The following is a 24,437-nucleotide window of genomic DNA, read 5'->3' as shown; positions in this document are numbered from 1 at the left end:
GAGTTGCTTCAATGCATAAAGTTGGGGCTGTGTTTCAAAGCCGTTGCTTAATGGCCTTGGTCTGTTGTTCACTGGCTGCTTGTAGTAGCCAGCCAGATAGCACCTCAGTAGATCTTGAGCTTGCTAAAGACGTAAACAGCGTACAACAAAAAATGTTGCAGGTTCACCAACAATGGCAAGGAACACCTTATCGCTTGGGCGGAACAAATAAAGCAGGCGTAGATTGCTCGGCATTTGTTCAATACCTTTATTTAGATGTTTACAATAAAACCTTGCCGCGCACTACAGAACTGCAGTTAAGCCAAGGAACAGCCGTTCCGCTAAGTCAGGTTAAAACCGGCGACCTTATTTTCTTTCAAACCAGTTATAAAGTGCGACATGTCGGAGTGGTGTACGATCAAAATCACTTTCTCCATGCATCAACATCTAAAGGTGTGATCTTCTCGCGGATTGATAATGTCTATTGGTCACCAAAGGTCATCGCGATAAAACGGCTCTAAATGCGGATAAAATCACCAATAAATGCCCCTGCTGATTACTATCTGAACACTTAAACGTGTTTCTGTGATTTTCTTCAAAAAACGCTTGCACCTGAAACGCGCATCCCTATAATGCACCTCCACTGACACGGTACGCAGCGCTCTAAAGCGCAGCAAGGCTAAGTCAGGGTTAACAAGGCCTAGGGCTGAGTTAGCGGCTCAAAAACTACTTTTTAAAATCTTTTAAAAAGCGGTTGACAGCCACAGAGGAAAGCGTAGAATGCGCACCTCGCTTCGGCAACGAAGCAACGCTCTTTAACAATTTATCAAGCAATCTGTGTGAGCACTCACAGGGTCTTAAGCGAAAAAATTAAGCTTAAGTGAACTGGAGTCTTGCACTGTAACAACAGTAATAATTTCAGTTTTTAACTTTGAGCGAAAAAACTTTTGATTGAAGAGTTTGATCATGGCTCAGATTGAACGCTGGCGGCAGGCTTAACACATGCAAGTCGAGCGGTAACAGAAAGTAGCTTGCTACTTTGCTGACGAGCGGCGGACGGGTGAGTAATGCTTGGGAATATGCCTTTACGTGGGGGACAACAGTTGGAAACGACTGCTAATACCGCATAATGTCTTCGGACCAAAGGAGGGGACTCTTCGGAGCCTTTCGCGTATTGATTAGCCCAAGTGGGATTAGCTAGTTGGTGAGGTAATGGCTCACCAAGGCGACGATCCCTAGCTGGTTTGAGAGGATGATCAGCCACACTGGGACTGAGACACGGCCCAGACTCCTACGGGAGGCAGCAGTGGGGAATATTGCACAATGGGCGAAAGCCTGATGCAGCCATGCCGCGTGTGTGAAGAAGGCCTTCGGGTTGTAAAGCACTTTCAGTTGTGAGGAAGAGGTAAAGGTTAATACTCTTTATCTTTGACGTTAGCAACAGAAGAAGGACCGGCTAACTCCGTGCCAGCAGCCGCGGTAATACGGAGGGTCCGAGCGTTAATCGGAATTACTGGGCGTAAAGCGTACGCAGGCGGCTTGTTAAGCCAGATGTGAAATCCCGACCAACCTGGGAATGGCATTTGGAACTGGCAAGCTAGAGTTTTGTAGAGGGTGGTAGAATTTCAGGTGTAGCGGTGAAATGCGTAGAGATCTGAAGGAATACCAGTGGCGAAGGCGGCCACCTGGACAAAAACTGACGCTCATGTACGAAAGCGTGGGGAGCAAACAGGATTAGATACCCTGGTAGTCCACGCCGTAAACGATGTCTACTAGTTGTCTGTGAGTTTAACTCGTGGGTAACGCAGCTAACGCATTAAGTAGACCGCCTGGGGAGTACGGCCGCAAGGTTAAAACTCAAATGAATTGACGGGGGCACGCACAAGCGGTGGAGCATGTGGTTTAATTCGATGCAACGCGAAGAACCTTACCTGCCCTTGACATACTGAGAACTTGGAAGAGATTCCTTGGTGCCTTCGGGAACTCAGATACAGGTGCTGCATGGCTGTCGTCAGCTCGTGTCGTGAGATGTTGGGTTAAGTCCCGCAACGAGCGCAACCCCTATCCTTATTTGCCAGCACGTAATGGTGGGAACTCTAGGGAGACTGCCGGTGATAAACCGGAGGAAGGTGGGGACGACGTCAAGTCATCATGGCCCTTACGGGCAGGGCTACACACGTGCTACAATGGCATGTACAGAGGGATGCGAACTCGCGAGAGCAAGCGGACCCCAAAAAGCATGTCGGATCGGAGTCTGCAACTCGACTCCGTGAAGTCGGAATCGCTAGTAATCGTAGATCAGAATGCTACGGTGAATACGTTCCCGGGCCTTGTACACACCGCCCGTCACACCATGGGAGTGGGCTGCAAAAGAAGTGGGTAGTTTAACCTTCGGGAGGACGCTCACCACTTTGTGGTTCATGACTGGGGTGAAGTCGTAACAAGGTAGCCCTAGGGGAACCTGGGGCTGGATCACCTCCTTATTATGATGCTTATGTCCCTGTGACGTGTTCACACAGATTGCTTGATGAAAAGATAAAGAGAGAAGTTCTAGTGTGGTGTAGAACCAACGAGAACAGCTAACGCAGTGTCCCGTTCGTCTAGAGGCCTAGGACACCGCCCTTTCACGGCGGTAACACGAGTTCAAATCTCGTACGGGATACCATCTCTCTCTTTGGTTGTAAGAATACAAAGCTAAGCATTAGTTAATACAGTGCTTAGCTTTGGTTTCTAAGAAGCCAATTGCTCTTTAACAATTTGGAAAAGCTGATAAAAAATATCTCAAAAATACGAGTTAAATAACAAGTGTTTTTGGTATTCAAAAAAATAAGGTGATCGTACTCGAATAGCAGGACTTATACAGCCTGACTATTCAAGTGATTTAAGCGACAACATTTAGGTGTTGTATGGTTAAGTGACTAAGCGTATACGGTGGATGCCTTGGCAGTCAGAGGCGATGAAGGACGTGTTAATCTGCGATAAGCCATGTTGAGTCGATAAAAGACGTAATAGACATGGATTTCCGAATGGGGAAACCCACTGCATTTTATGCAGTATCGTAACGTGAATACATAGCGTTGCGAGGCGAACCCGGGGAACTGAAACATCTAAGTACCCGGAGGAAAAGAAATCAACCGAGATTCTGGTAGTAGCGGCGAGCGAACCCGGATTAGCCCTTAAGCTTTTATGTGATTAGTGGAATGTTCTGGAAAGGACAGCGATACAGGGTGATAGCCCCGTACATGAAAATCTACTTTAAGTGAAATCGAGTAGGACGGCACACGTGATATGTTGTCTGAATATGGGGGGACCATCCTCCAAGGCTAAATACTCCTGACTGACCGATAGTGAACCAGTACCGTGAGGGAAAGGCGAAAAGAACCCCTGTGAGGGGAGTGAAATAGAACCTGAAACCGTATACGTACAAGCAGTGGGTTCGTGGGGTGACTGCGTACCTTTGTATAATGGGTCAACGACTTAATTTCAGTAGCAAGGTTAAGCGAATAGCGGAGCCGTAGGGAAACCGAGTGTTAACTGCGCGCATAGTTGCTGGGATTAGACCCGAAACCCGGTGATCTAGCCATGGGCAGGTTGAAGATTGGGTAACACCAATTGGAGGACCGAACCGACTAATGTTGAAAAATTAGCGGATGACTTGTGGCTGGGGGTGAAAGGCCAATCAAACCGGGAGATAGCTGGTTCTCCTCGAAAGCTATTTAGGTAGCGCCTCGGATGAATACTAGTGGGGGTAGAGCACTGTTAAGGCTAGGGGGTCATCCCGACTTACCAACCCTTTGCAAACTCCGAATACCACTAAGTACTATCCGGGAGACACACGGCGGGTGCTAACGTCCGTCGTGGAAAGGGAAACAACCCAGACCGTCAGCTAAGGTCCCAAAGTGTATGTTAAGTGGGAAACGATGTGGGAAGGCTTAGACAGCCAGGATGTTGGCTTAGAAGCAGCCATCATTTAAAGAAAGCGTAATAGCTCACTGGTCGAGTCGGCCTGCGCGGAAGATGTAACGGGGCTAAACATACCACCGAAGCTACGGGAGCATGCTTGCATGCTCGGTAGAGGAGCGTTCTGTAAGCCGTTGAAGGTGGATCGTAAGGTCTGCTGGAGGTATCAGAAGTGCGAATGTTGACATGAGTAACGATAAAGGGGGTGAAAAGCCCCCTCGCCGAAAGACCAAGGTTTCCTGTCCAATGTTAATCAGGGCAGGGTGAGTCGGCCCCTAAGGCGAGACTGAAAAGTGTAGTCGATGGGAAACAGGTTAATATTCCTGTACTTCGTATAATTGCGATGGGAGGACGGAGAAGGCTAGGCCAGCGTGGCGATGGTTGTCCACGTGAAAGGCAGTAGGCGGTAAACTTAGGCAAATCCGGGTTTACATTACGCTGAGAGTTGATGACGAGTGTCTACGGACACGAAGTGGTTGATGCCCTGCTTCCAGGAAAAGTCTCTAAGCTTCAGATTATACGAAACCGTACCCCAAACCGACACAGGTGGTTGGGTAGAGAATACCAAGGCGCTTGAGAGAACTCGGGTGAAGGAACTAGGCAAAATGGTACCGTAACTTCGGGAGAAGGTACGCTCTTGATGGTGATGGGACTTGCTCCCTAAGCTGCTGAGAGTCGCAGATACCAGTTGGCTGCAACTGTTTATTAAAAACACAGCACTGTGCTAAATCGAAAGATGACGTATACGGTGTGACGCCTGCCCGGTGCCGGAAGGTTAATTGATGTGGTTAGTCTTTGGACGAAGCTATTGATCGAAGCCCCGGTAAACGGCGGCCGTAACTATAACGGTCCTAAGGTAGCGAAATTCCTTGTCGGGTAAGTTCCGACCTGCACGAATGGCGTAATGATGGCCAAGCTGTCTCCACCCGAGACTCAGTGAAATTGAAATTGCCGTGAAGATGCGGTGTACCCGCGGCTAGACGGAAAGACCCCGTGAACCTTTACTACAGCTTGACACTGAACATTGACCCTACATGTGTAGGATAGGTGGGAGGCTTTGAAGCGTTGTCGCTAGATGATGTGGAGCCGACCTTGAAATACCACCCTTGTAGTGTTGATGTTCTAACGTTGGTCCCTTATCGGGATTGCGGACAGTGTCTGGTGGGTAGTTTGACTGGGGCGGTCTCCTCCCAAAGAGTAACGGAGGAGCACGAAGGTTGGCTAAGTATGGTCGGACATCATACGGTTAGTGCAATGGCATAAGCCAGCTTAACTGCGAGACAGACACGTCGAGCAGGTACGAAAGTAGGTCATAGTGATCCGGTGGTTCTGTATGGAAGGGCCATCGCTCAACGGATAAAAGGTACTCCGGGGATAACAGGCTGATACCGCCCAAGAGTTCATATCGACGGCGGTGTTTGGCACCTCGATGTCGGCTCATCACATCCTGGGGCTGAAGTCGGTCCCAAGGGTATGGCTGTTCGCCATTTAAAGTGGTACGCGAGCTGGGTTTAGAACGTCGTGAGACAGTTCGGTCCCTATCTGCCGTGGGCGTTTGAGAATTGAGGGGAGCTGCTCCTAGTACGAGAGGACCGGAGTGGACGAACCGCTGGTGTTTGGGTTGTTATGCCAATAGCATTGCCCAGTAGCTACGTTCGGAACTGATAACCGCTGAAAGCATCTAAGCGGGAAGCAGGCCTCGAGATTAATTCTCACTAGGACTTTAAGTCCTCTGAAGGGCCGTTGGAGACTACAACGTTGATAGGCAAGGTGTGTAAGTGCTGTGAGGCATTGAGCTAACTTGTACTAATTACCCGTGAGGCTTAACCATACAACACCTAAAGGGTGTTGCTTATAGATACCTTATTTTTTGACCATGAATACTTGTTAGTACTCGTGAGATATTTTTAGCTTTTTCGAATGTTAAAGACAACAGTTTTTGCCTGGTGGCAATAGCGTTGTGGACCCACCTGATCCCATGCCGAACTCAGAAGTGAAACGCAACTGCGCCGATGATAGTGTGGGGTTTCCCCATGTGAAAGTAGGTCACTGCCAGGCTCTCATTATCGAAAAGGGCTTCCCGGTTGGGAAGCCCTTTTTGTTTGTGTTTAGCGTGGCCTGCTTTCAAAAGTAGGGCGGAGGTCGCTCGGAAAGGGCGAAGCGCTTTCAGGCCGAAGCGGAAGCAGCTATGCTGCGCACCTGACCACCACCAGGCTCCTATACTAAGCCTCGTCATACGACGAGGGCTTTTTTATTGCTTGCGATTTAGTCCCACAAAAGCCTTCTAGATATGCTCACACTCAATCCTCAATCACTTTCTCAAGAGTGCTAACCGAGCACATCACAGACATCGTCCTCTTGCACATACAAGGTCGACCAATGATTACGCTTAGCGTGTTTCTTGGCAAGGCTCGCCCGCTCGCTTAACTCATCGATACTCAGTTGCGAGGCTGCAGTCCAGCGGGTAACACCTACAGCCAATCCACTCAGATGAAAGAAGCGTTGTTGGCCGTCACGGTCTTTGGCCACAATGCCTTTGGCGTCTAGGTCTTTTTGCCGATACAAGGCTTCTCGGCGACTATTAAATGTGTTGTTTGGGCAATACCCGAAATATCAAAATCCTGTAGTTGCTAGGAGGCTTTAGGTTCTAATTTACATGATAGTGGTATGGCTTATTAAGACCCTAGTTCAGAAAGGTACTTTCGTATCAGTCAAACAACTCTGGGAGTGAGTTTCCGATTCTTCGACGACTGTGGAGCTAATGATTATTCTGAGGGTATGAAGAGTTGGAGTAACTCTTACTAAAAAAGCTTTCGAGCTAACAACCGGTAAACTAAAGATGATTTTGCTTGAACTAATCTGCTAGTGGTGAGCAAAAACTAGTTTTGCTCACCACCTATGCTTTTACTTAACTAGGCGTTTGAATCCTAACGTAGGGCTTTAAACTCGGAACATTATTTAAACTAATTTGTTCAGGGAGTCTGTGTTGTGCTTCTATAAGCATATCTACAGCTGGTTTAATATCACCAAGCTTCACCAAAGCGTTAATCTGGTGAATATACAGTTGTGGTAAAGGCTTTTTGTCAATCTCAGTTTTATTCCATAGCAAGTACTGCCGTAGCGTTTCCTCACCGCCAGTAGTCGCTGAAACAAGCTTATAGGATACACGTTCAAAGTTTGGATATATATCGTTAGCCAGTTTGTCATTAGCCTTAGCTTGTTCGTTTAAGCCTAGGGCTCGTAAAGCAACAGAGCGATTATAAAAGTGTTCAGTTCTGGCTTGCCTCTTTATCAGCTGTTCTGACCATGCTAGGTAGCCTTTAAGTTCTTCTTTGAGATCTAAAGACAAAGCAGCGTTTAACCTAAATGACATAGCGTTGAATTCATAGCGAGTTTGCATGGGCAGTGGATTGAACACTTCTTCGAGCAAAGTTGCATTTGCACTGCCGGTTCGTTCAAATTGAGTGATTTTGTAGATGGCCTGTAAACCAGTTGCCATGAACACGATAGTGAAGCATGGAATTAGAGCTCCAAATATCTTTGGGGCAAATTTAGCCGGGAACGTTTTGACTACAATTTCTTCATTTTTTAGAATCTGACTGATCAATGTGCAGAATAGAATCCATAAGACCGCAGAGTGATAAAAAGGCAGTTCAGTCATGCAGTGAAGTAAGCTAGGAAACAATATTGCAAAATAAAACAATCCCTTAGCCCAGCCTTGTTTGAGCATGCTCTTTATTATTAGGAAAGCCATCGCGAACAAAGCTGTGACTGGCAGAAGTCCACCTTCAACTGCCCAATAAGCTAGTTCGTTATGGGGGTGAGTTACATTAAAATGATAACCATCGATTAAGCCTTGTTGATTAAGTAAAGCTTGCGCCCCATGGTAAACACCATCATAAGCACCATAACCCCAGCCTAACAACGGTTGCTGTTTGAACAGCTGCCAACTAACCTCAAGCATTGTTACTCTATAAGCTGTGGTTGCGCCACCTAAGGCATCTCTTGCTTCGTTGGAATTGAATAGTTCGGGAAGCATAGGTGCTAAAACTCCCAACAAAATACTAACTAGCCACCATCTAAGGTACGATAAATTTGCAGTTTTAAATAGGTAAGGAGCCATTAGCGGGAGTATTAGAAACAACGCTACTAACGTTGTTCTAGATCCTGTTAAGAAACATACCCATGTTGCTGCAAAGCTAGTTACAAGTATAAGTAAGAGCTGCCATTTTTCGTTTATAGCTTGTTGTGACAACAACCAAGCGGATATGGCTGGACCAAACAGCACAAAGGTTCCTAATACATTAGGTTGCTGAAAAATGCCGGCAGCTCTGGTTGAATTAACATTAAAGCCGACCCAATTACCCTCTGTTAATAGGTAAATTTGGGTTAATGCATAAAGGCTCTCAATTAAGACTGCTGCAACAATCAGGTACATCATTTGGTGCCATTGCTTTTGGCTTATTTCAAGCTGAAGTATTGAAAAGATAAGTAGTAAACCTGCTGCCAACCCGATTAAACGATCTAAAGCAAAAGTACCGAATTCAGCATTTGGATAAAACAGCGGGATCCATAAACCAATCGCACAAATAGCTAAACCAATAAGTGTTTTGTTATAGCGCAAAGTTTGCGATTGACTTACTTTAATAAGGCCAAGGCCGATAAGAATGCTAGCAAAACACCACACAACCAAATTAAAGGGGAGGGCTAGGCCTGTTCCACCTTGGTTGTGTTGAAAGTAGTGCATGCCTAGTAACATCATCGCACCAAATACATAAACAAAAGTACGCTCTAGGCTAAACTTCGATAACATCTTACATCCTTGATAATCTGGCTTTGGGTCTATTTTTTATTTTCTAGCATGGGTTTTAAGAATCTAGCGGTATGAGATCGCTGTTCTTTGACAATGTGTTCCGGCGTGCCAGCAACGAGAATTTCTCCGCCACCTTTGCCCCCTTCTGGCCCCAGATCGACAATCCAATCTGCGGTTTTAACGACATCTAGGTTGTGTTCAATTACAACAATAGTATTACCATGGTCACGTAAGCGATGAATAACTTCTAACAGCAACTCAATATCGTGAAAGTGAAGGCCTGTGGTTGGTTCATCAAGAATATAAAGGGTTTGGCCAGTATCGCGCTTGCTAAGTTCGCGAGCGAGCTTAACTCGTTGAGCTTCGCCGCCCGATAAGGTAGTAGCCGACTGACCGAGTTTGATGTAGGTGAGGCCAACATCAATCAAGGTTTGCAATTTTCTGGCAATGGCTGGTACTGCATCGAAGAAGGGGCGAGCTTCCTCTACCGTCATTTCCAAAATCTGATGAATACTCTTGCCTTTGTATTTTATCTCTAGGGTTTCTCGGTTGTAACGTTTGCTTTTACAAACATCACAAGGCACATACACATCCGGCAAAAAGTGCATTTCAACCTTGATAACGCCATCACCCTGGCAGGCTTCACAGCGGCCACCTTTCACGTTAAAGCTGAAGCGCCCTGGCTTATATCCACGCGAACGAGCCTCTTGAGTAGCGGCAAATAATTCGCGAATAGGGGTGAAGATCCCAGTGTATGTAGCAGGGTTAGAGCGTGGAGTGCGGCCAATTGGGCTTTGGTCGATATCTACCACTTTATCTAGGTGTTCGAGACCTTCTACCGCTTTGTGAGCAGCGATATCTTCGCCAGCTGCACCATTAAGCGCTTTTTGAGCAATTTTGTAGAGTGTGTCATTAATGAGAGTAGATTTTCCGCTACCCGATACACCAGTAATACAAGTCAATAAGCCCAGAGGAATTGCTAAGTCGACATTTTTTAGATTGTTACCGCTAGCTCCAAGTACTTTTAACCAATCCTTGCCCGTTGGGTGGCGCTCATTGGGTACTTCAATGGCTTTCTTGCCTGATAGGTATTGTCCGGTGAGGGAGTCTGGTGTATCAATTACTTGTTGGTAAGTACCTTGAGCAACGATTTCACCACCATGTACACCTGCCCCAGGGCCTATATCTACAATGTAGTCGGCTGCCCGAATAGCATCTTCATCATGTTCAACCACAATAACTGTGTTGCCTAAATCTCGCAGGTGATTTAGGGTCGCGAGTAAGCGTTCGTTATCGCGTTGGTGTAAGCCGATAGACGGTTCGTCGAGCACATACATAACACCGACTAGACCTGCGCCAATTTGGCTGGCGAGTCTTATTCGCTGCGCTTCGCCGCCAGACAATGTGTCGGCACTGCGGTCTAAGGAAAGGTAATCTAAACCAACATTGATCAAAAAGTTTAAACGCTCACAAATTTCTTTAAGAATTTTGTCGGCGATTTGAGCACGCTGTCCTTTAAGGCTTAGAGAGTCGAAGAACTCCATGGCTTCGCCAATGGACTTACAACTTACTTCTGGCAGATTTGTGGTGCCTATAAATACGTTTCTAGCTTCTTCGCGCAACCGGCTGCCGCCACAGCCTGGACATTCTTGGTTGCTAATGAATTTTGCCAACTCTTCGCGAACCGCGTTTGATTCGGTTTCTTTATATCGGCGGCGCATATTGGGGATAATCCCTTCAAAAGGGTGTTTGCGTACTGTAACGTCACCGCGATCGTTCATGTACTTAAATTCAATGCTGGAGCGGCCCGAGCCATGCAAAATTACTTTTTGGTGTTTGTCGCTAAGGTCTTGAAAGGCCATATCTAAGTTAAACTCGAAATGCGCCGCTAATGACTTGAGCATTTGGTAATAGTAGAAGTTGCGTTTGTCCCAACCGCGGATGGCACCGCCTGATAAACTAAGCTCAGGGTTTACAATCACCTTCTTATCGTCGAAGAATTGATCCACACCTAAACCATCACAGGTTTGGCAAGCACCTGCAGGGTTGTTGAAGGAGAAAATTCTTGGCTCTAGCTCGGTCATGCTGTAGCCACATACCGGGCAGGCAAAGTTAGCTGAGAATAATTGGCGAGTGTCGCCGCTGTCCATATCAACTAAAATGGCAGTGCCTTCGGCTAGTTCTAAGGCTGTTTCAAATGACTCCGCTAAGCGTTGGGCTAAGTCGTCACTGGCGCGAACTTTAAAGCGGTCAATCACTACTTCAATATTGTGTTTTTTGTGCAGCTCTAATTCTGGAGGATCGCTTAAGTCACACACTTCCCCATCAATACGAGCACGAATAAAGCCTTGCGCCGCTAGGTTCTCCAGAGTTTTTACATGCTCACCTTTGCGATCTCGCACTATTGGAGCCAATAGCATTAGTTTGCTGTTTTCTGGCTCTTCAAATACTTTGTCCACCATTTGGCTAATGGTTTGCGCAGCCAGTGGTTCGTTGTGATGCGGGCAGCGGGGCTCACCAACACGGGCATAGAGCAAACGCAAATAGTCGTAAATCTCAGTGATGGTTCCCACGGTAGAGCGTGGATTGTGCGAGGTTGATTTTTGCTCAATAGAAATGGCTGGCGATAGGCCTTCGATGTGGTCTACATCGGGCTTTTCCATTAATGATAGAAACTGGCGCGCATAGGCAGAAAGAGACTCAACATAGCGTCGCTGACCTTCTGCGTAAAGAGTATCGAATGCGAGCGACGATTTCCCTGAGCCCGATAAGCCGGTGATAACAATTAGCTTATCGCGAGGCAGGGTCAGTGAAATGTTTTTAAGGTTGTGGGTGCGGGCACCCCGAATATCAATACTGTCCATTGTTAGCTGTTCACTGCTGCACTAAATCGCCCAGTATTACACATAATTTATTGAAATGCGTCGTTGAAAAGCCGAGCTGTAACTTATTACTTGCTGACCATCTTGCGCTGGTTTGCGGCTTACTGCTTGTGATAGCATTGCCGGTTCTTTAATGACGTATTTTTGATGGTTATGGACCTAGACGAACGATTAAACCCTACAGAGAAGCGCGCAGCCTATTCATTGGCTTTGTTATTTGCCTTGCGCATGGCCGGTTTGTTTATGTTAATGCCAGTATTAGCCGTTTATGGCCAAGAGCTTGTGGGCTTTTCGCCTTTGTGGGTTGGCTTTGCGATAGGCGCTTATGGCTTAACTCAGGCGATGTTTCAAATCCCCATGGGGTGGTTATCCGATAGGGTTGGTCGCAAGCCGATTATATTTTTAGGCTTGAGCATTTTTGCACTTGGTTCTGTGGTTGCGGCAATGGCAGATTCCATTTATGGCATTGCCCTAGGTAGAGCTCTGCAGGGAATGGGAGCAATAGCCAGCACGGTGATGGCTTTGGCGGCTGATCTAAGTCGGGAAACTCAGCGAGCAAAAGTAATGGCATTTATTGGCGTGAGCATTGGCTTGTCATTCGCCGCATCGCTGGTTTTAGGGCCGCTTCTTTCAGCTTATTTAGGTTTATCTGGATTATTTTGGTTAATAGCGGGGTTGGCAGTGTTGGCTATGCTGGTTGTTCAGTTTGCTGTGCCAAACTCCGATTTTAAAGCGCCTAGTGGTGAAGTGAGCACTAACTCGAATAAGATGCTTACTTTGCTTAAACACCCCCAGTTGCTGCGTTTAGATTGGGGAGTTTTCACCCTGCACCTAGTGCTCACCGCATTGTTTGTCGTAATGCCATTTCGCTTGCTTGAGGCGGATTTAAGTGCAGCAAATCATTGGCAGGTGTATTTGCCTGCAGTGCTTATCTCCTTTGTATTGATGGTGCCAATGCTGATTATTGCGGCCAAACGTAACCAGCAGCGCGGCTACTTTATTTTTGCTATTAGTTTGTTATTGATTGCTAATGCCTTATTGCTGATAAATGGCACCTCTGTTTGGGCTTTAGTTACTATATTGGCCATATTTTTTGTTGGCTTTAATTACTTAGAAGCCAGTTTGCCGGCACTAATCTCCAATTTATGCCCACCGGGTAACAAAGGTGCGGCGTTAGGGGTGTTTTCTACCAGTCAGTTTTTAGGGGCGTTTATCGGAGGCTCTAGTGCTGGAGCCTTATATACGTTGGGCGGCGCTAGTTTAGTAAGCTTGTTTGCTATTGCATTGCTGATTATTTGGATTGTTGTCAGTTTAGGATTGCGTGCGCAAAGTGGCATAAAAAGTTATTCATTAACGATATCATCATCCGATCAACCTGCCAGCATTTTAGAAAAACTGCAGGTTTTACCTGGGGTTGTAGAAGCAGTTGTTATAGCAAGTGACAATACTGCTTACCTTAAAGTTAAAACAAAAGAATTTGAATTGGCTAGAGCATTGGATTTGGTGCGTTCAGCCTAGTATGATAGCGGGTCTTCCTCGCCACAACAGATAGAATATAGGAGCGATATACATGGCCACTCGGGGCATTAATAAAGTAATTTTGGTTGGTAACTTAGGACAAGATCCTGAAGTTCGTTTTATGCCAAACGGAGGGGCCGTCGCCAATATTACCATTGCAACTTCAGAAAGCTGGAGAGACAAGCAAAGTGGTGAACAGAAAGAGCGTACCGAATGGCACCGTGTTGTGTTGTTTGGCAAGTTAGCTGAAGTGGCTGGTGAATACTTAAAGAAAGGCTCACAAGTTTATATTGAAGGTCAACTACAAACCCGTAAATGGCAAGACCAAGGTGGTCAAGACCGCTACTCTACTGAAGTGGTTGTACAAGGCTTTAATGGTGTAATGCAAATGTTAGGTGGCCGTCAAGGCGGTGGTCAGGGCCAAAACATGGGCGGTGGCGCACCTCAGCAACAAGGCAATTGGGGCGGTCAGCAGCAGGCAGCTCCTCAAGCGGCACCTGCTCAGCAAGGTGGTTTCCAGCAACAAGCTCCGCAACAGCCAGCTCCTCAGCAAGGTGGTTATCAGCAGCAAGCTAAACCAGCACCAGCGCCGCAACAAGCGCCTCAGCAGGCAACGCAGCAGTTTAACGAGCCACCAATGGATTTCGACGACGACATCCCGTTCTAGCAGCCGCTCTAAGCTGATGAGACAAAATTTAAGCCCTTATTTTAAGGGCTTTTTTGTACCTGAATATTTAGTAAGGCTACTTGACGCTTTTTAGCAGCTGCTTTAAGTGAATGACGGGGATTGCGTAACTTATGGCGCTGGGGTCAGCCAGTACTGCTTCTTTGGTTGTTTTCACAAATACTTTGTTGATGATTGCGATAACTTCGCCGGTTTCTGGATGGTATAAAGGGCTGCCACTATTACCAGGGTAGGCTGTGGCATCCAATTGATAAATGTTATAAGGCGATTTGAGGCGCTTTAATTGAGCAAGGTTTAACTCGCTGGCAGATCTAGCAGGTATTGCCACTGGAGTAATGCTCGAAATAATGCCGCGATGGGTGACCGGATATAAACCTAATACCGCACCGATGGGGAAGCCAGTGAAGGCATACAGTTCTCCTTCGCGTACTTTTTGGCTTGAAAGTGTTAAAGGTCTTAGGGGCTTGCCATCAACTCTTAATATAGCTAAATCGTGCTCTTCTATAATGGCGACGAGGCTTGCTATGCGTAATTCTGGCGAACGACCTTGGCCAACAAATACTACTAGTTTTTCATTTTGTTGCTGATTTAAGCTTTTAGGGATGACATGCGCATTGGTGGCAATGAGGTGGGAACCCACTACAAATCCAGTACCCCGCAGGTTAGCTCTGGGGGAGCTAAGTTTATTGTAAGTGCCAATTCCTACGACAGAAGGTTTGATTTTTTCTATAGTATCAGCAAGAGCGCCTGAAGCTTCTACACTAAACAGTGAAGAAAAAGAGACGAGGATTACGATGAGGGCGAGTTTCATACTATATTCTTCCTTGAATGACTCTTTAATCTTAATTTTTACTATGCATTAGAGCAAGTTGCTATGTTGTTCGTGGTTATATGCACGCGACAGGATGTCGTTAATCTTATAAGGCCAATTATTTATGAGTTTTAATTACGAAGATGCTTTTTCTAGAAATATCGGTTGGGTAACGGAAGCTGAGCAGCTGATATTACGTGGCAAGCGAGTTGCCATGGCGGGCGCTGGCGGAGTTGGTAGTGAGCACATTGTTACTTTAGCTCGCTTGGGAGTTGGCAAGTTTCACATCTCTGATTTTGATGAATATGAGGTACATAACTTTAATCGTCAAGCTGGTGCGTTTATGTCTACGGTTGGCCAAGATAAAGTTAAGGTGATGGAAAACATTTGCTTAGACATAAACCCAGAAGCTGAAGTGAAGTCTTTCCCCGAAGGCATTTTTGAGCACAATGTTGATGAATTTCTTGAAGGCGTAGATGTTTACGTGGATAGCTTAGACTTTTTTGCCTTGTCTGCGCGAAAGCTGGTATTTCAAAAATGTTTAGAAAAAAAGATCCCTTTAGTAACCGCTGCACCTTTGGGGATGGGCTGTGCATTTTTGTGTTTTATGCCGAGTAGCATGAGTTACGAAGAGTATTTTCGATTTGAAGATGCCACTAGTGAGAATGAGCAATATATAAAGTTTTTAATTGGTTTATCGCCTGCTATGTTGCAGCGCCCCTACTTAGTTGATCCGAGTCGAGCTGACTTTCATGCTAAAAAGGGGCCGTCGATGCCTATGGCGGTGAAGATGTGTGGCGGAATAGCTGGAACCTATGTACTCAAGATTCTACTTAATCGTGGACCGCTAATTACTGCGCCTTATGGATTGCACTTCGACGCATACCGAAATCGTTTTAAGAAAACTTGGCGGCCAATGGGCAATCGCAACCCTTTGCAGCGTATGGTGTTTAAAATTGCTAAAAAAATCGTCTTGAAAGAAGACTCTTAAGCGCATTTTTATGTCAGTAAGTTTTACATCTCATAACTGCTACTCTTAAGGTTGATCGGTAAGTTGTTGTTTTTGTATGTTTTTTTATCTTGGCCCTAATTTTGCTTTGTAGTGATTCTTTATATCTAAACGCTATTACCAAATTGGATGGGTGACATGAACAAATTGAAACTTACTTGCTTGGCCGCAAGCCTAGGGTTTGCAAGTATTTCTGCTAACGCTGTACTAATCACTGAATGGGATTACTTAAACGAAGCTGGTTTTGATCAGTGGACTTCTGATGCTGGCTCGATTGACCCAACGGGGATTGATGCAACTGGTGAAACCCTTGATGATTTTGACCCACTTTTTGGTGGTGAGCTTCCTAAGTCTCTTGCTTGGGGTAGCCCGTATGCTGCTGTAAATCCAGATCGTAAGAAAAGTGCTCTGACCATTGAAGATTCAAAATCAGGCACGGTTACTACTAGTGTTGTAGATGGTGTTGGCGCATTGGCCTTTGCTGAAGGTACTGGCCTTACTCACGAAAACTGGGGTGTAACCGGTGATACACTAGTTGCTGCTACTTTGTTTGATGGTTTATTCCTCGCGCCTACAGCGCCTGTTGCATTTCCATTAGCTCCAGCGCCTGTACTTCAGTTCGGTGTTATTTTTGAAGAAACATTTAACACTCCAGCTAACAATGTTTGTAAGTACGAACCTACTCAATTAGTTGGTGATCCAGGCATTAACCAAGAAGGTTGTTCTGACTTGTTCACTATCGTGTTAGGCCCCGATGTTACTTATACTGAAGTAGGCGATGATATCTATCTTCAAAATAGTTTCATATTACCTATTCCGGGTTTCGATGATTATGTGTATACCTTAACTACACGTTTGCAGGGTTTGACTCTATTAGATAACCTAGACTGTGGTCCAAACGCTACATGTATTGGTTTCTTAACAGAAGAAAACCAGAAGAACGAATTAAAAGCTGCCTTTGCTATTTCTGCTGCTGAAGTAACAGAGCCGGCTACGTTGGCCATCTTCGGCCTAGGCTTGTTAGGTTTGGCTTCGGTTCGTCGCCGTTCGTAATCTACTTAGCTACCTTAATTACTGCTGCATGCAAGCAGCAGTAATTATTCCCCCCCCCTCTTTCTAAAAACTTTTCTTAAAGATCAACTCTTGAATAAACCTTTCTACTAATAATGTCTTAGCTCCAGCGATATTTATTACTATTGGCTAGTGTGTATATGGATAGGCTCATTTTAAGGGACCTAGTTATTTACAGAATAGCCGTTAGAGAGTAAATACTAAGGATCATTTAGTTTGGTTGATTTTGTCGTTTTTGGTGTCGGATATTTTTACATTCTATTTACACACATGAGTTGATTGTTTTTTAAGCTGTTGCTTTTTAATACTTTTTAAAGTTGGCACCTAGCTTGCTATGTTTAAACTGTGTTTCGAATCGTACTGACCAAATGGATGGGTGACATGAATAAACTAAAACTTACATGCTTGGCGGCTAGCTTAGGTTTTGCAAGTATCTCTGCTAACGCTGATCTTATCACTGATTGGGATTACTTAAACGATGCTGGTTTTGATCAGTGGACTTCAGACCCTAACTCGATTGACCCAACGGGCATTGATGCTTCGGGTGAAACTTTAGATGATTTCGATCCTTTATTCGGTGGCGAGCTTCCTAAGTCTCTTGCTTGGGGCAACCCATACAAAGCTGAAAATCCCGATGAAAAGAAAAGTGCTTTAAATATTGAAGATGCTAAAGCAGGCTCTGTTACAACTAGTGTTGTAGATGGTGTTGGCGCATTGGCCTTTTCAGAAGGTACTGGCCTTGTGCACGAAAACTGGGGTGTAACCGGCGATACTCTAGTTGCTGCTACCTTGTTTGATGGTTTGTTCCTTGCGCCTACAGCACCAGTTGTGTTCCCATTAGCTCCAGCACCAGTGCTTCAGTTCGGAGTTATTTTTGAAGAAACATTTAACACTCCAGCTGACAATATTTGTAAATATGCACCGGCTGAAGAAGTAGGTGCCCAAGGTATTAATGAAGAAGGGTGTGCTGATCTGTTCACTATCGTGTTAGGTCCAGACGTTTCCTACACTGAAGTAGGCAATGATATTTACCTACAAAACAGCTTCGTACTGCCAATTCCTGGTTACGATGACTATGTATACACCTTAACTACTCGTCTACAAGGCTTAGAAGTATTAGGTGATATTGATTGTGGACCAAACGCAACTTGTATTGGTTTCCTTACAGAAGAAGATAAAACTAACGAATTGAAAGCTGGTTTTGCTATCTCTGCTGCACAAGTATCAGAGCCAGGAACATTAGCTATCTTTGGGTTAGGTCTATTAGGTTTGGCAGCTGTTCGCCGTCGTGCTTAATGCTTAATTGCAAAGTCGCTAAGTTTTAGCATTTTACATCCAAAGCGCAGCCTAGTTCTGCGCTTTGTTTTTTCTGCAGCCTACCTTTTATAATTCTAAATTGTTTCTAAAATCTAAATGTAATATTTGGAAAGTTTGAAGCTTTGAGAGCGCTTTATGATCCGAAACAAAACCGTGAAAACCTTAGCAAGTGTTCCATACATCGGGGCAGTTGTAAGAGGGGGCATTTCGCTTTTGGTTAAGCGAGAAGCTAAGCTAATTGCTCAACATTTTGCAGAGTATCTTCGACCGGTGGTGGCATATAAAACCGATACCGTTGAAGAAGCGTTTAGAATTCGTCATGACGTATATTGTGAAGAACTCAATTTTGAGCCAGTCCGTGAAAATGGCATGGAGCAAGATGAGTTTGATGAATACTCACGCTTTTGTTTAATTGAGCACAAACCTAGTACCAATTACGCAGGCTGTGTGCGAATAGTCTCTCCCTCTACTAAAGATGAGCTATTGCCCATCGAGAAATTTTGTTCAAATGCCATTGAAGGTGCTAAATATCATCCTTCACAATTTGAACGAACTGAAATATGTGAAATATCGCGTTTAGCGGTTCGTCCACAGTTCCGGCGTCGTAAAGCCGATAACTTTGATGGCGCTGCCTCTGGTGCGATCAATGAACAAACATACTCTGAAGAAGAACTTCGTTGCTTTCCGTTTTTAGCAATTGGTTTGTATTTGTCTATTGCGTCTTTAGCGGTAAGAGCTGGAACTCATCATGCATTTGTGATGATGGAACCTCGCTTAGCTAGAAGTATGAGCTTTCTTGGTATTAAGTTTGAGCAACTTGGTCCGGCCATTGATTACCATGGCTTACGGGCTCCCTACTATATTAGTGCCGGAATGCTTACTCGTACCTTACCTGTCGGCTTTCAAACCTTAATGAATAACATTGACAAGGAAGTGGAGAAGGGGTGCTTGGCAGCGAGAAATAATGATGATAACGATGAATACATTAAAAAGATGTACTCACCGGACTTCTACAAAAATGACTCTCCGAACATATCGTTACGAGAGAGCCATAAGTGGTGTGAATCTAAGGGCTTATACTTGCCCCTATAAGGTTTTATTAGGCTATATAGATTAATTTAGCTGAGCTTCTAGTTCAGCTTTTTTATTGGCTAACTCTGGTTCAAGGTTTTTTATTTCACTGAGTAGCTGTTTAGCTTCCTTGCTTTGTTTGTTTGCAATGAGTGCTTCTACTAAGTGTAAACCTACCTCATTGCTTGCATCTTGTTTGTAACTATCCTCAAGCGCTTTAGTTGCTTCTACTATTTTCCCAGATTTAAGTAACATATAGCCGTAAGTGTCTTTTACCTGAGGTATATCCGGTTTTAACTCATGGGCTTTATTCGCATAGGTTAAGGCTACTTCAAACTCATTTAAGTCGTGGTAAACCCAGGCGAGGTTGTTCCAGGCAACAAAGTTATCTGGCTGGTCTTGAATGATTGCTTGGTACTCTTCAATAGCTTGTTGGGGGTTGGCTTTCATTTGCAGCTCTGCAAGTTGCAGTTGAAGAGGTTTTGCCGCTTCGCCATGAACATCGATAGCTTGTCTAATGAAAGCAACGGCTTGCTCGATTTTATCTGCTTCTTTGTATGATTTGATTAACAGGTTGGCTGTTTGGGTACTTGGATAAGCTTCATATAGTTTATTGAAAGTATCCGTTGCTGCAGGCCAGTTTTCTTGAACTAAATAAATGTAACCTTGCTGCTGTAAAACTGCAGGTGTATTCATTTGATTGGCATCGAGGCTGTTTAGCGCATCTTGGCTAGCGGTTGTGTCGCCTGCCTTGAGTTGCAATACCGAATGAACAAACAATAGGCGTTGGTTATTTTTATAAAGTTTTACAGCCCTATTACTTAGCGCTACCGCTTCTTTTAGCTTACCTGAAGACTCTAAGATGTTGATGTTCTTAACATACGCCGGTAGCGAGAGAGGAGAGTTTTCTAGCCAAGCTTGGTAACTCAAAATAGCCTTCTCTTGGTTTCCTGTTTCTAGGTACAAATCGCCAATCAATTGCCAAACTCTGTCTTCGCGGGTTAAAGCATCAATTTGCTCAAAAGATTCAATGGCTTTAGGAAATTCTCGGGTAAATAGATAGTATCGGCCTAACTGTTCTTTCAATAACGAAGACTCTGGCGCTTCAACAGCTTGTTTATCTAAAAGAGTTTTTACTTCTTGGGTTTTATCTATCTGCGATGCGTGGCTCATTAGAAACTCAAAAACACGCAGGTTTTCGGGCTGCTGAGTTTTAACCTCGTAGGTTATCTCATAGGCCTTTTCTACTTCGCCTTTTTGCACGTAAACCGATGAGCTAAATAGTTTTGCTGCTAGGTCATCAGGTTGGTCTTTTAATATTGATTGATAAGCCGCGAGTGCTTCGTCGTAGCGCTCTTGCTGTTCTAGAATGGCACCTTTAAATAGTTTCACACTTTGATCCTCTGGGTGAGCATCAATCCAACTATTCAGAGACTTTAGCACTTCTTCAGCTTTTCCTTGGCGGAAGTAATGGGTTTGTAAACCTAAAAATGCTTGAGCGTGATTCGGGTCTTCGGCTAGCACCTCTTCGAGTATGCCAATTCCATCTAAATCATTTTGTTTAAGCTTAAGTAAACCAAGTTTGGCCTTTTCTGATAAGCCTCCTGAACTTGCGGCTTTTTCGGCAATTTGTACTGCTTCTTCGGTGCGGCCTAAACGGTTGAGCTGCATGCTCACTGTGCTTAAGAAGTCGCTGTCTTGGCCCTCAGCAACCGATGCTTGGTTAAGCTGATTGAAGGCGTTGTCTAATTGGCCAATCCTAAATTGAGTGGTTACGTATAAACGTTGTGCCAGGGCATTTTGTGGATCTTTAGTAATCACTCGCTCTAGTTGAGTTAAAGCTTGTTCGTACTTTTGTAGTTTGTAGGCAGAAATACCGGCAACAATTTGGGTAGCAGTGTTATGAGAACCACTTTGCAAAGCTTTAGTTGAGAACGAAAATGCCTTTTCAAAATCTTCATCTTGAAAACGTACATAAGCTTTAAGCTGATTGCTCAGCATGTGGTTTGGTGCAATTTTCAAAATATTGTCTAAATATTTTTCAGCTTCGCTAAATTGCTTGTTTTTCACTAGGGCCTGTGCCAAATACAAGGTGAACTGGGCTGCATCAGGGGCCAGCTCTACCGCTTTGCTGTATGACTCAACCGCGACGTCAGAGTCATTAGACATAGACGCAAGGTGACCTTTCAACAACCATACGTCAGTATTGTCTGGTACTTCTTGGCTTAACTGTTCTAATGTTTCGTTTGCTGCTCCAAACTGTTGATCCGCTGCAGAGATACTGGCCTTCATCATGCGCGAGTAGGTACCTTCAAAGCCAAGTTCTTGGGCCTGATTTAAGGTGGTTTTAGCCGGATCAAACTGACCATTTCTAAATAGCGATAGGGCGTGAATTGCGAGTAATTCAGTTTCTAACTCTGCCTCAAAGGGTCTATTTTGAGTTATCAAATCGCCTATTTTTTCCGGCTCATTTTGATTTAAATAGGTTCTAGTTAATAGGGGAATGAGTTGCTGTTTTTCGGCGTTTAAATCTAAGGCTCTTAGTAGCTCTTTTTCTGCTGCCGGGTAGTTACCACGTTCTAGGTAAATTTCACCTAGATTTAAGCGCGCCTGTGCTAGTGAAGCATCTTTTTTTATGGCATTTTTTAGTTCGATGATTGCAGCGTTCTGATCATTTTTTGCTAAGTACTCGGTAGCCTTAGATAAATGCTGTTCTGCGGTGTCCCCACCGCAGGCAGTTAATGCGATGGTTAAGGCACTAACTGCCAGAATTTTCTTCATTCCAAACCTATGATTACTCATATTATTCCCTGTTTGTTGGATTGATAAATCACATTAAAATAATACAGCTTAATTACCGCTATGTCTTACTTTGTAGTGTGTTTTGTTTTTATGTGGATTTTGACCCTTACTTTCTGTTCCAATATGCGGTTTAATTAGCATTAGAAAACTGTTTTCAAATTTAAATGGATGTATACATGGACGTGAGTATTGCCGTAATTGGTTTAGGTTATGTTGGACTGCCGTTGGCTGTAGAGTTTGCAAAAAAACGCAGTGTGGTTGGTTTTGATATTAATCAAGGACGAGTGACCGAGCTTCAACAAGGTGAAGACCTTACCCAAGAGGTTAGCAAGCAAGAGCTACAAGATGTTGCTGGCAATATGTCTTACAGCTGTAACATTGAAGACTTAGCAAAATGTAACGTGTTCATTGTGACTGTTCCTACTCCAATTACTGAGCATAAACAGCCTGATCTAACACCTTTGGTACGCGCTAGCGAAACAGTTGCCAAAGTACTTAAACCTAATGACATCGTTATTTACGAATCAACAGTGTATCCAGGTGCTACTGAAGAGCAATGTGTTCCTGTTTTAGAAAAGAACTCAGGGCTTACCTTTAATAGTGATTTTTACGTTGGTTACAGCCCTGAACGTATCAATCCAGGTGACAAGACTCACCGCGTTTCTACGATTAAAAAAATCACTTCTGGCTCAACCCCTGAAATCGCCACTATCGTTGATGATCTTTATGCTGAAATTGTGGTGGTGGGTACTCACAAAGCTAGCAGCATTAAAGTGGCCGAAGCGGCTAAGGTGATTGAGAACACTCAGCGTGATGTAAATATCGCGCTTATCAATGAATTAGCGCTTATCTTTAATCGCCTAGATATTGATACTGAAGCCGTATTAGAAGCTGCTGGTACTAAGTGGAACTTTTTGCCATTCCGTCCAGGCTTAGTAGGTGGTCACTGTATTGGTGTAGACCCTTATTACTTAACTCATAAAGCTGAGTCTATTGGTTACCGCCCAGAAGTAATTCTTGCAGGCCGAAGAATTAACGACAACATGGGTCGTTATGTTGTTTCACAGTGTATAAAGTCAATGGTGAAACGCAATATCTCGGTTGTTGAAAGTAAGATTTTGATTTTAGGTTTAACCTTTAAAGAAAACTGCCCTGATATCCGAAATACCAAAGTTATCGATATTGTTCATGAGTTTGCTGATTACGGTGTTCAAGTAGACACTTACGACCCCTGGGCAGACAAAGAAGAATGTCATGAAGAGTACGGTATTGATTTAGTAGAAAGCCCACAGGCCGGTAATTACGACGCAATCATTTTAGCCGTTGCTCACCAGCAGTTTAAAGATATGTCAGTAGAACAAATACGTGCCTTTGGTAAAACAGACCACGTACTTTACGACCTTAAATATCTATTGCCGGTTGGCGCTAGCGATCTTCGTTTGTAATGGGGACTGATATCGTGCAGCGTTTTCAACAAGTTTGTGAGCAACTTAAAGCCGAACCTAAAGTTTGGGCAATTACCGGTGTTGCTGGTTTTATTGGCTCTAACTTATTAGAGGCCTTACTGAAGTTAAACCAGAAAGTAGTTGGCCTCGATAACTTTGCCACCGGACACCAGCATAATTTAGACGAAGTAAAAGGTTTGGTAAGTGAGCAGCAATGGCAGCAATTTCGCTTTGTAGAAGGCGACATTCGAGACCAAGCAACTTGTCAGGAGTTTTTATCTGGTGCTGATTTTGTGTTGCACCAAGCTGCCCTTGGCTCGGTGCCTCGCTCGATAAATGACCCTATTACCACCAATGAAGTAAACATTTCTGGTTACTTGAATATGTTGCAGGCTGCTAAAGAGCAACAGGTATCTGCCTTTGTTTATGCTGCGTCTAGTTCAACCTATGGCGATCACCCAGATTTACCTAAAGTAGAAGATAAAATTGGCAATCCGTTATCGCCTTATGCTGTGACCAAGTATGTTAACGAGCTATACAGTTCGGTATTTCAACGTACTTATAACTTCCCATCTATCGGCTTACGCTACTTTAATGTATTTGGCCCACGCCAAGATCCTAATGGCGCATATGCGGCGGTTATTCCTAAGTGGACCGCAGCACTGATTGATGAAGAGCCGGTATTTATTAACGGCGATGGCGAAACCAGCAGAGATTTTTGCTTTATTGACAATGTCGTGCAAATGAATATTTTAGCTGCAACTGCCGGTTTAGAAAGCAGCGAAGTATTCAATGTAGCCCTGAATGACCAAACCAGCTTAACTCAGCTCTATGACTTACTGTGTGAAAACCTATCTAAGTACGGGGTTGTACGCTCTGCCAAGCCAGAGTATCGCGATTTTCGGGCTGGTGATGTACGCCACTCACGCGCTGACATTAGTAAGGCTGAGCAATTGTTGGGTTATGCGCCAGAGTTCACTATTGGTCAGGGCTTAGCTATCGCCATGCCTTGGTACATTGAGCAATCTAAAGCGAACTAAAGCAGCAGATTGACAGCGCTGAAGATCTTTTTAA

14 protein-coding genes, 1 tRNA gene and 3 rRNA genes are annotated in these 24,437 nt (G+C 44.5%); 13 read left to right on the top strand and 5 right to left on the bottom strand.

The annotated features are described in order from the left end of the window. Positions 1 to 11: 11 nt before the first annotated feature. From K5609_RS18520 to rrf, 5 genes are all read left to right on the top strand, one after another. A complete protein-coding gene (locus K5609_RS18520; RefSeq protein ID WP_221074925.1) occupies positions 12 to 500 on the top strand; it encodes a C40 family peptidase in 489 nt (162 codons plus the stop codon). 427 nt (positions 501 to 927) lie between these two features. Continuing rightward, a 16S ribosomal RNA gene (locus tag K5609_RS18515) occupies positions 928 to 2,462 on the top strand. 106 nt (positions 2,463 to 2,568) lie between these two features. Then, a tRNA-Glu gene (locus K5609_RS18510) sits at positions 2,569 to 2,644 on the top strand. A 243-nt stretch (positions 2,645 to 2,887) separates the two neighbouring features. Next, a 23S ribosomal RNA gene (locus tag K5609_RS18505) occupies positions 2,888 to 5,770 on the top strand. Between the two features lie 111 nt (positions 5,771 to 5,881). After that, positions 5,882 to 5,997, top strand: a 5S ribosomal RNA gene (gene rrf / locus K5609_RS18500). Together the 16S, 23S and 5S rRNA genes with 1 tRNA gene alongside form the textbook arrangement of a ribosomal RNA operon. A gap of 270 nt (positions 5,998 to 6,267) precedes the next feature. Here rrf and K5609_RS18495 read toward each other — a convergent pair. The 3 genes from K5609_RS18495 to uvrA form a co-directional block, all read right to left on the bottom strand. Next, positions 6,268 to 6,504, bottom strand: coding sequence for a hypothetical protein (locus K5609_RS18495; protein ID WP_221074924.1), 237 nt, complete (start codon positions 6,502 to 6,504; stop codon positions 6,268 to 6,270). A gap of 343 nt (positions 6,505 to 6,847) precedes the next feature. After that, complete coding sequence (locus K5609_RS18490; protein WP_221074923.1) at positions 6,848 to 8,701, bottom strand: PglL family O-oligosaccharyltransferase; 1,854 nt, start codon at positions 8,699 to 8,701, stop codon at positions 6,848 to 6,850. An 80-nt stretch (positions 8,702 to 8,781) separates the two neighbouring features. Further along, the gene (gene uvrA / locus K5609_RS18485; RefSeq protein ID WP_221074922.1) at positions 8,782 to 11,616 is read right to left on the bottom strand and encodes an excinuclease ABC subunit UvrA; all 2,835 of its coding nucleotides are present in this window, start codon (positions 11,614 to 11,616) and stop codon (positions 8,782 to 8,784) included. Between the two features lie 171 nt (positions 11,617 to 11,787). Here uvrA and K5609_RS18480 point away from each other — a divergent pair, with 171 nt between their 5' ends. Both K5609_RS18480 and K5609_RS18475 read left to right on the top strand, forming a co-directional pair. Then, the gene (locus K5609_RS18480; protein WP_221077310.1) at positions 11,788 to 13,152 is read left to right on the top strand and encodes an MFS transporter; all 1,365 of its coding nucleotides are present in this window, start codon (positions 11,788 to 11,790) and stop codon (positions 13,150 to 13,152) included. Positions 13,153 to 13,204: 52 nt separating this feature from the next. After that, positions 13,205 to 13,819: a single-stranded DNA-binding protein gene (locus K5609_RS18475; protein WP_221074921.1), complete on the top strand. Its 615-nt coding sequence runs from the start codon at positions 13,205 to 13,207 to the stop codon at positions 13,817 to 13,819. Positions 13,820 to 13,895: 76 nt separating this feature from the next. Here the strand turns inward: K5609_RS18475 and K5609_RS18470 are convergent, their stop codons facing one another. Then, positions 13,896 to 14,648, bottom strand: coding sequence for a S1 family peptidase (locus K5609_RS18470; protein ID WP_221074920.1), 753 nt, complete (start codon positions 14,646 to 14,648; stop codon positions 13,896 to 13,898). 124 nt (positions 14,649 to 14,772) lie between these two features. Here K5609_RS18470 and K5609_RS18465 point away from each other — a divergent pair, with 124 nt between their 5' ends. From K5609_RS18465 to K5609_RS18450, 4 genes are all read left to right on the top strand, one after another. Then, positions 14,773 to 15,639 carry a ThiF family adenylyltransferase gene (locus K5609_RS18465; protein WP_221074919.1) on the top strand — a complete coding sequence of 289 codons (867 nt, stop codon included), beginning with the start codon at positions 14,773 to 14,775 and terminating at the stop codon, positions 15,637 to 15,639. A 156-nt stretch (positions 15,640 to 15,795) separates the two neighbouring features. After that, a complete protein-coding gene (locus K5609_RS18460; protein WP_221074918.1) occupies positions 15,796 to 16,710 on the top strand; it encodes a THxN family PEP-CTERM protein in 915 nt (304 codons plus the stop codon). A gap of 399 nt (positions 16,711 to 17,109) precedes the next feature. Continuing rightward, positions 17,110 to 18,024 (top strand): THxN family PEP-CTERM protein, encoded by a 915-nt coding sequence (locus K5609_RS18455; protein ID WP_221074917.1) that lies wholly within the window; start codon positions 17,110 to 17,112, stop codon positions 18,022 to 18,024. Positions 18,025 to 18,180: 156 nt separating this feature from the next. Beyond that, positions 18,181 to 19,137 carry a PEP-CTERM/exosortase system-associated acyltransferase gene (locus K5609_RS18450; RefSeq protein WP_221074916.1) on the top strand — a complete coding sequence of 319 codons (957 nt, stop codon included), beginning with the start codon at positions 18,181 to 18,183 and terminating at the stop codon, positions 19,135 to 19,137. 21 nt (positions 19,138 to 19,158) lie between these two features. On the opposite strand, the gene prsT is transcribed toward K5609_RS18450, so the two are convergent. Next, positions 19,159 to 21,918, bottom strand: coding sequence for an XrtA/PEP-CTERM system TPR-repeat protein PrsT (gene prsT, locus K5609_RS18445; protein WP_221074915.1), 2,760 nt, complete (start codon positions 21,916 to 21,918; stop codon positions 19,159 to 19,161). 176 nt (positions 21,919 to 22,094) lie between these two features. Between prsT and tviB the strand changes: the two genes are divergently transcribed. Both tviB and K5609_RS18435 read left to right on the top strand, forming a co-directional pair. Then, a complete protein-coding gene (gene tviB, locus K5609_RS18440; protein WP_246611896.1) occupies positions 22,095 to 23,363 on the top strand; it encodes a Vi polysaccharide biosynthesis UDP-N-acetylglucosamine C-6 dehydrogenase TviB in 1,269 nt (422 codons plus the stop codon). Between the two features lie 14 nt (positions 23,364 to 23,377). After that, positions 23,378 to 24,403, top strand: coding sequence for an SDR family oxidoreductase (locus K5609_RS18435; protein ID WP_221074913.1), 1,026 nt, complete (start codon positions 23,378 to 23,380; stop codon positions 24,401 to 24,403). The last annotated feature ends 34 nt before the right edge of the window (positions 24,404 to 24,437 follow it).

The sequence above is a fragment of the Agarivorans aestuarii genome (assembly GCF_019670125.1).
GTDB classification, from domain to species: Bacteria; Pseudomonadota; Gammaproteobacteria; order Enterobacterales; family Celerinatantimonadaceae; genus Agarivorans; species Agarivorans aestuarii.
Note: the sequence above shows the minus strand (reverse complement) of the source record. Positions and strands in the feature narration are given on the sequence as shown.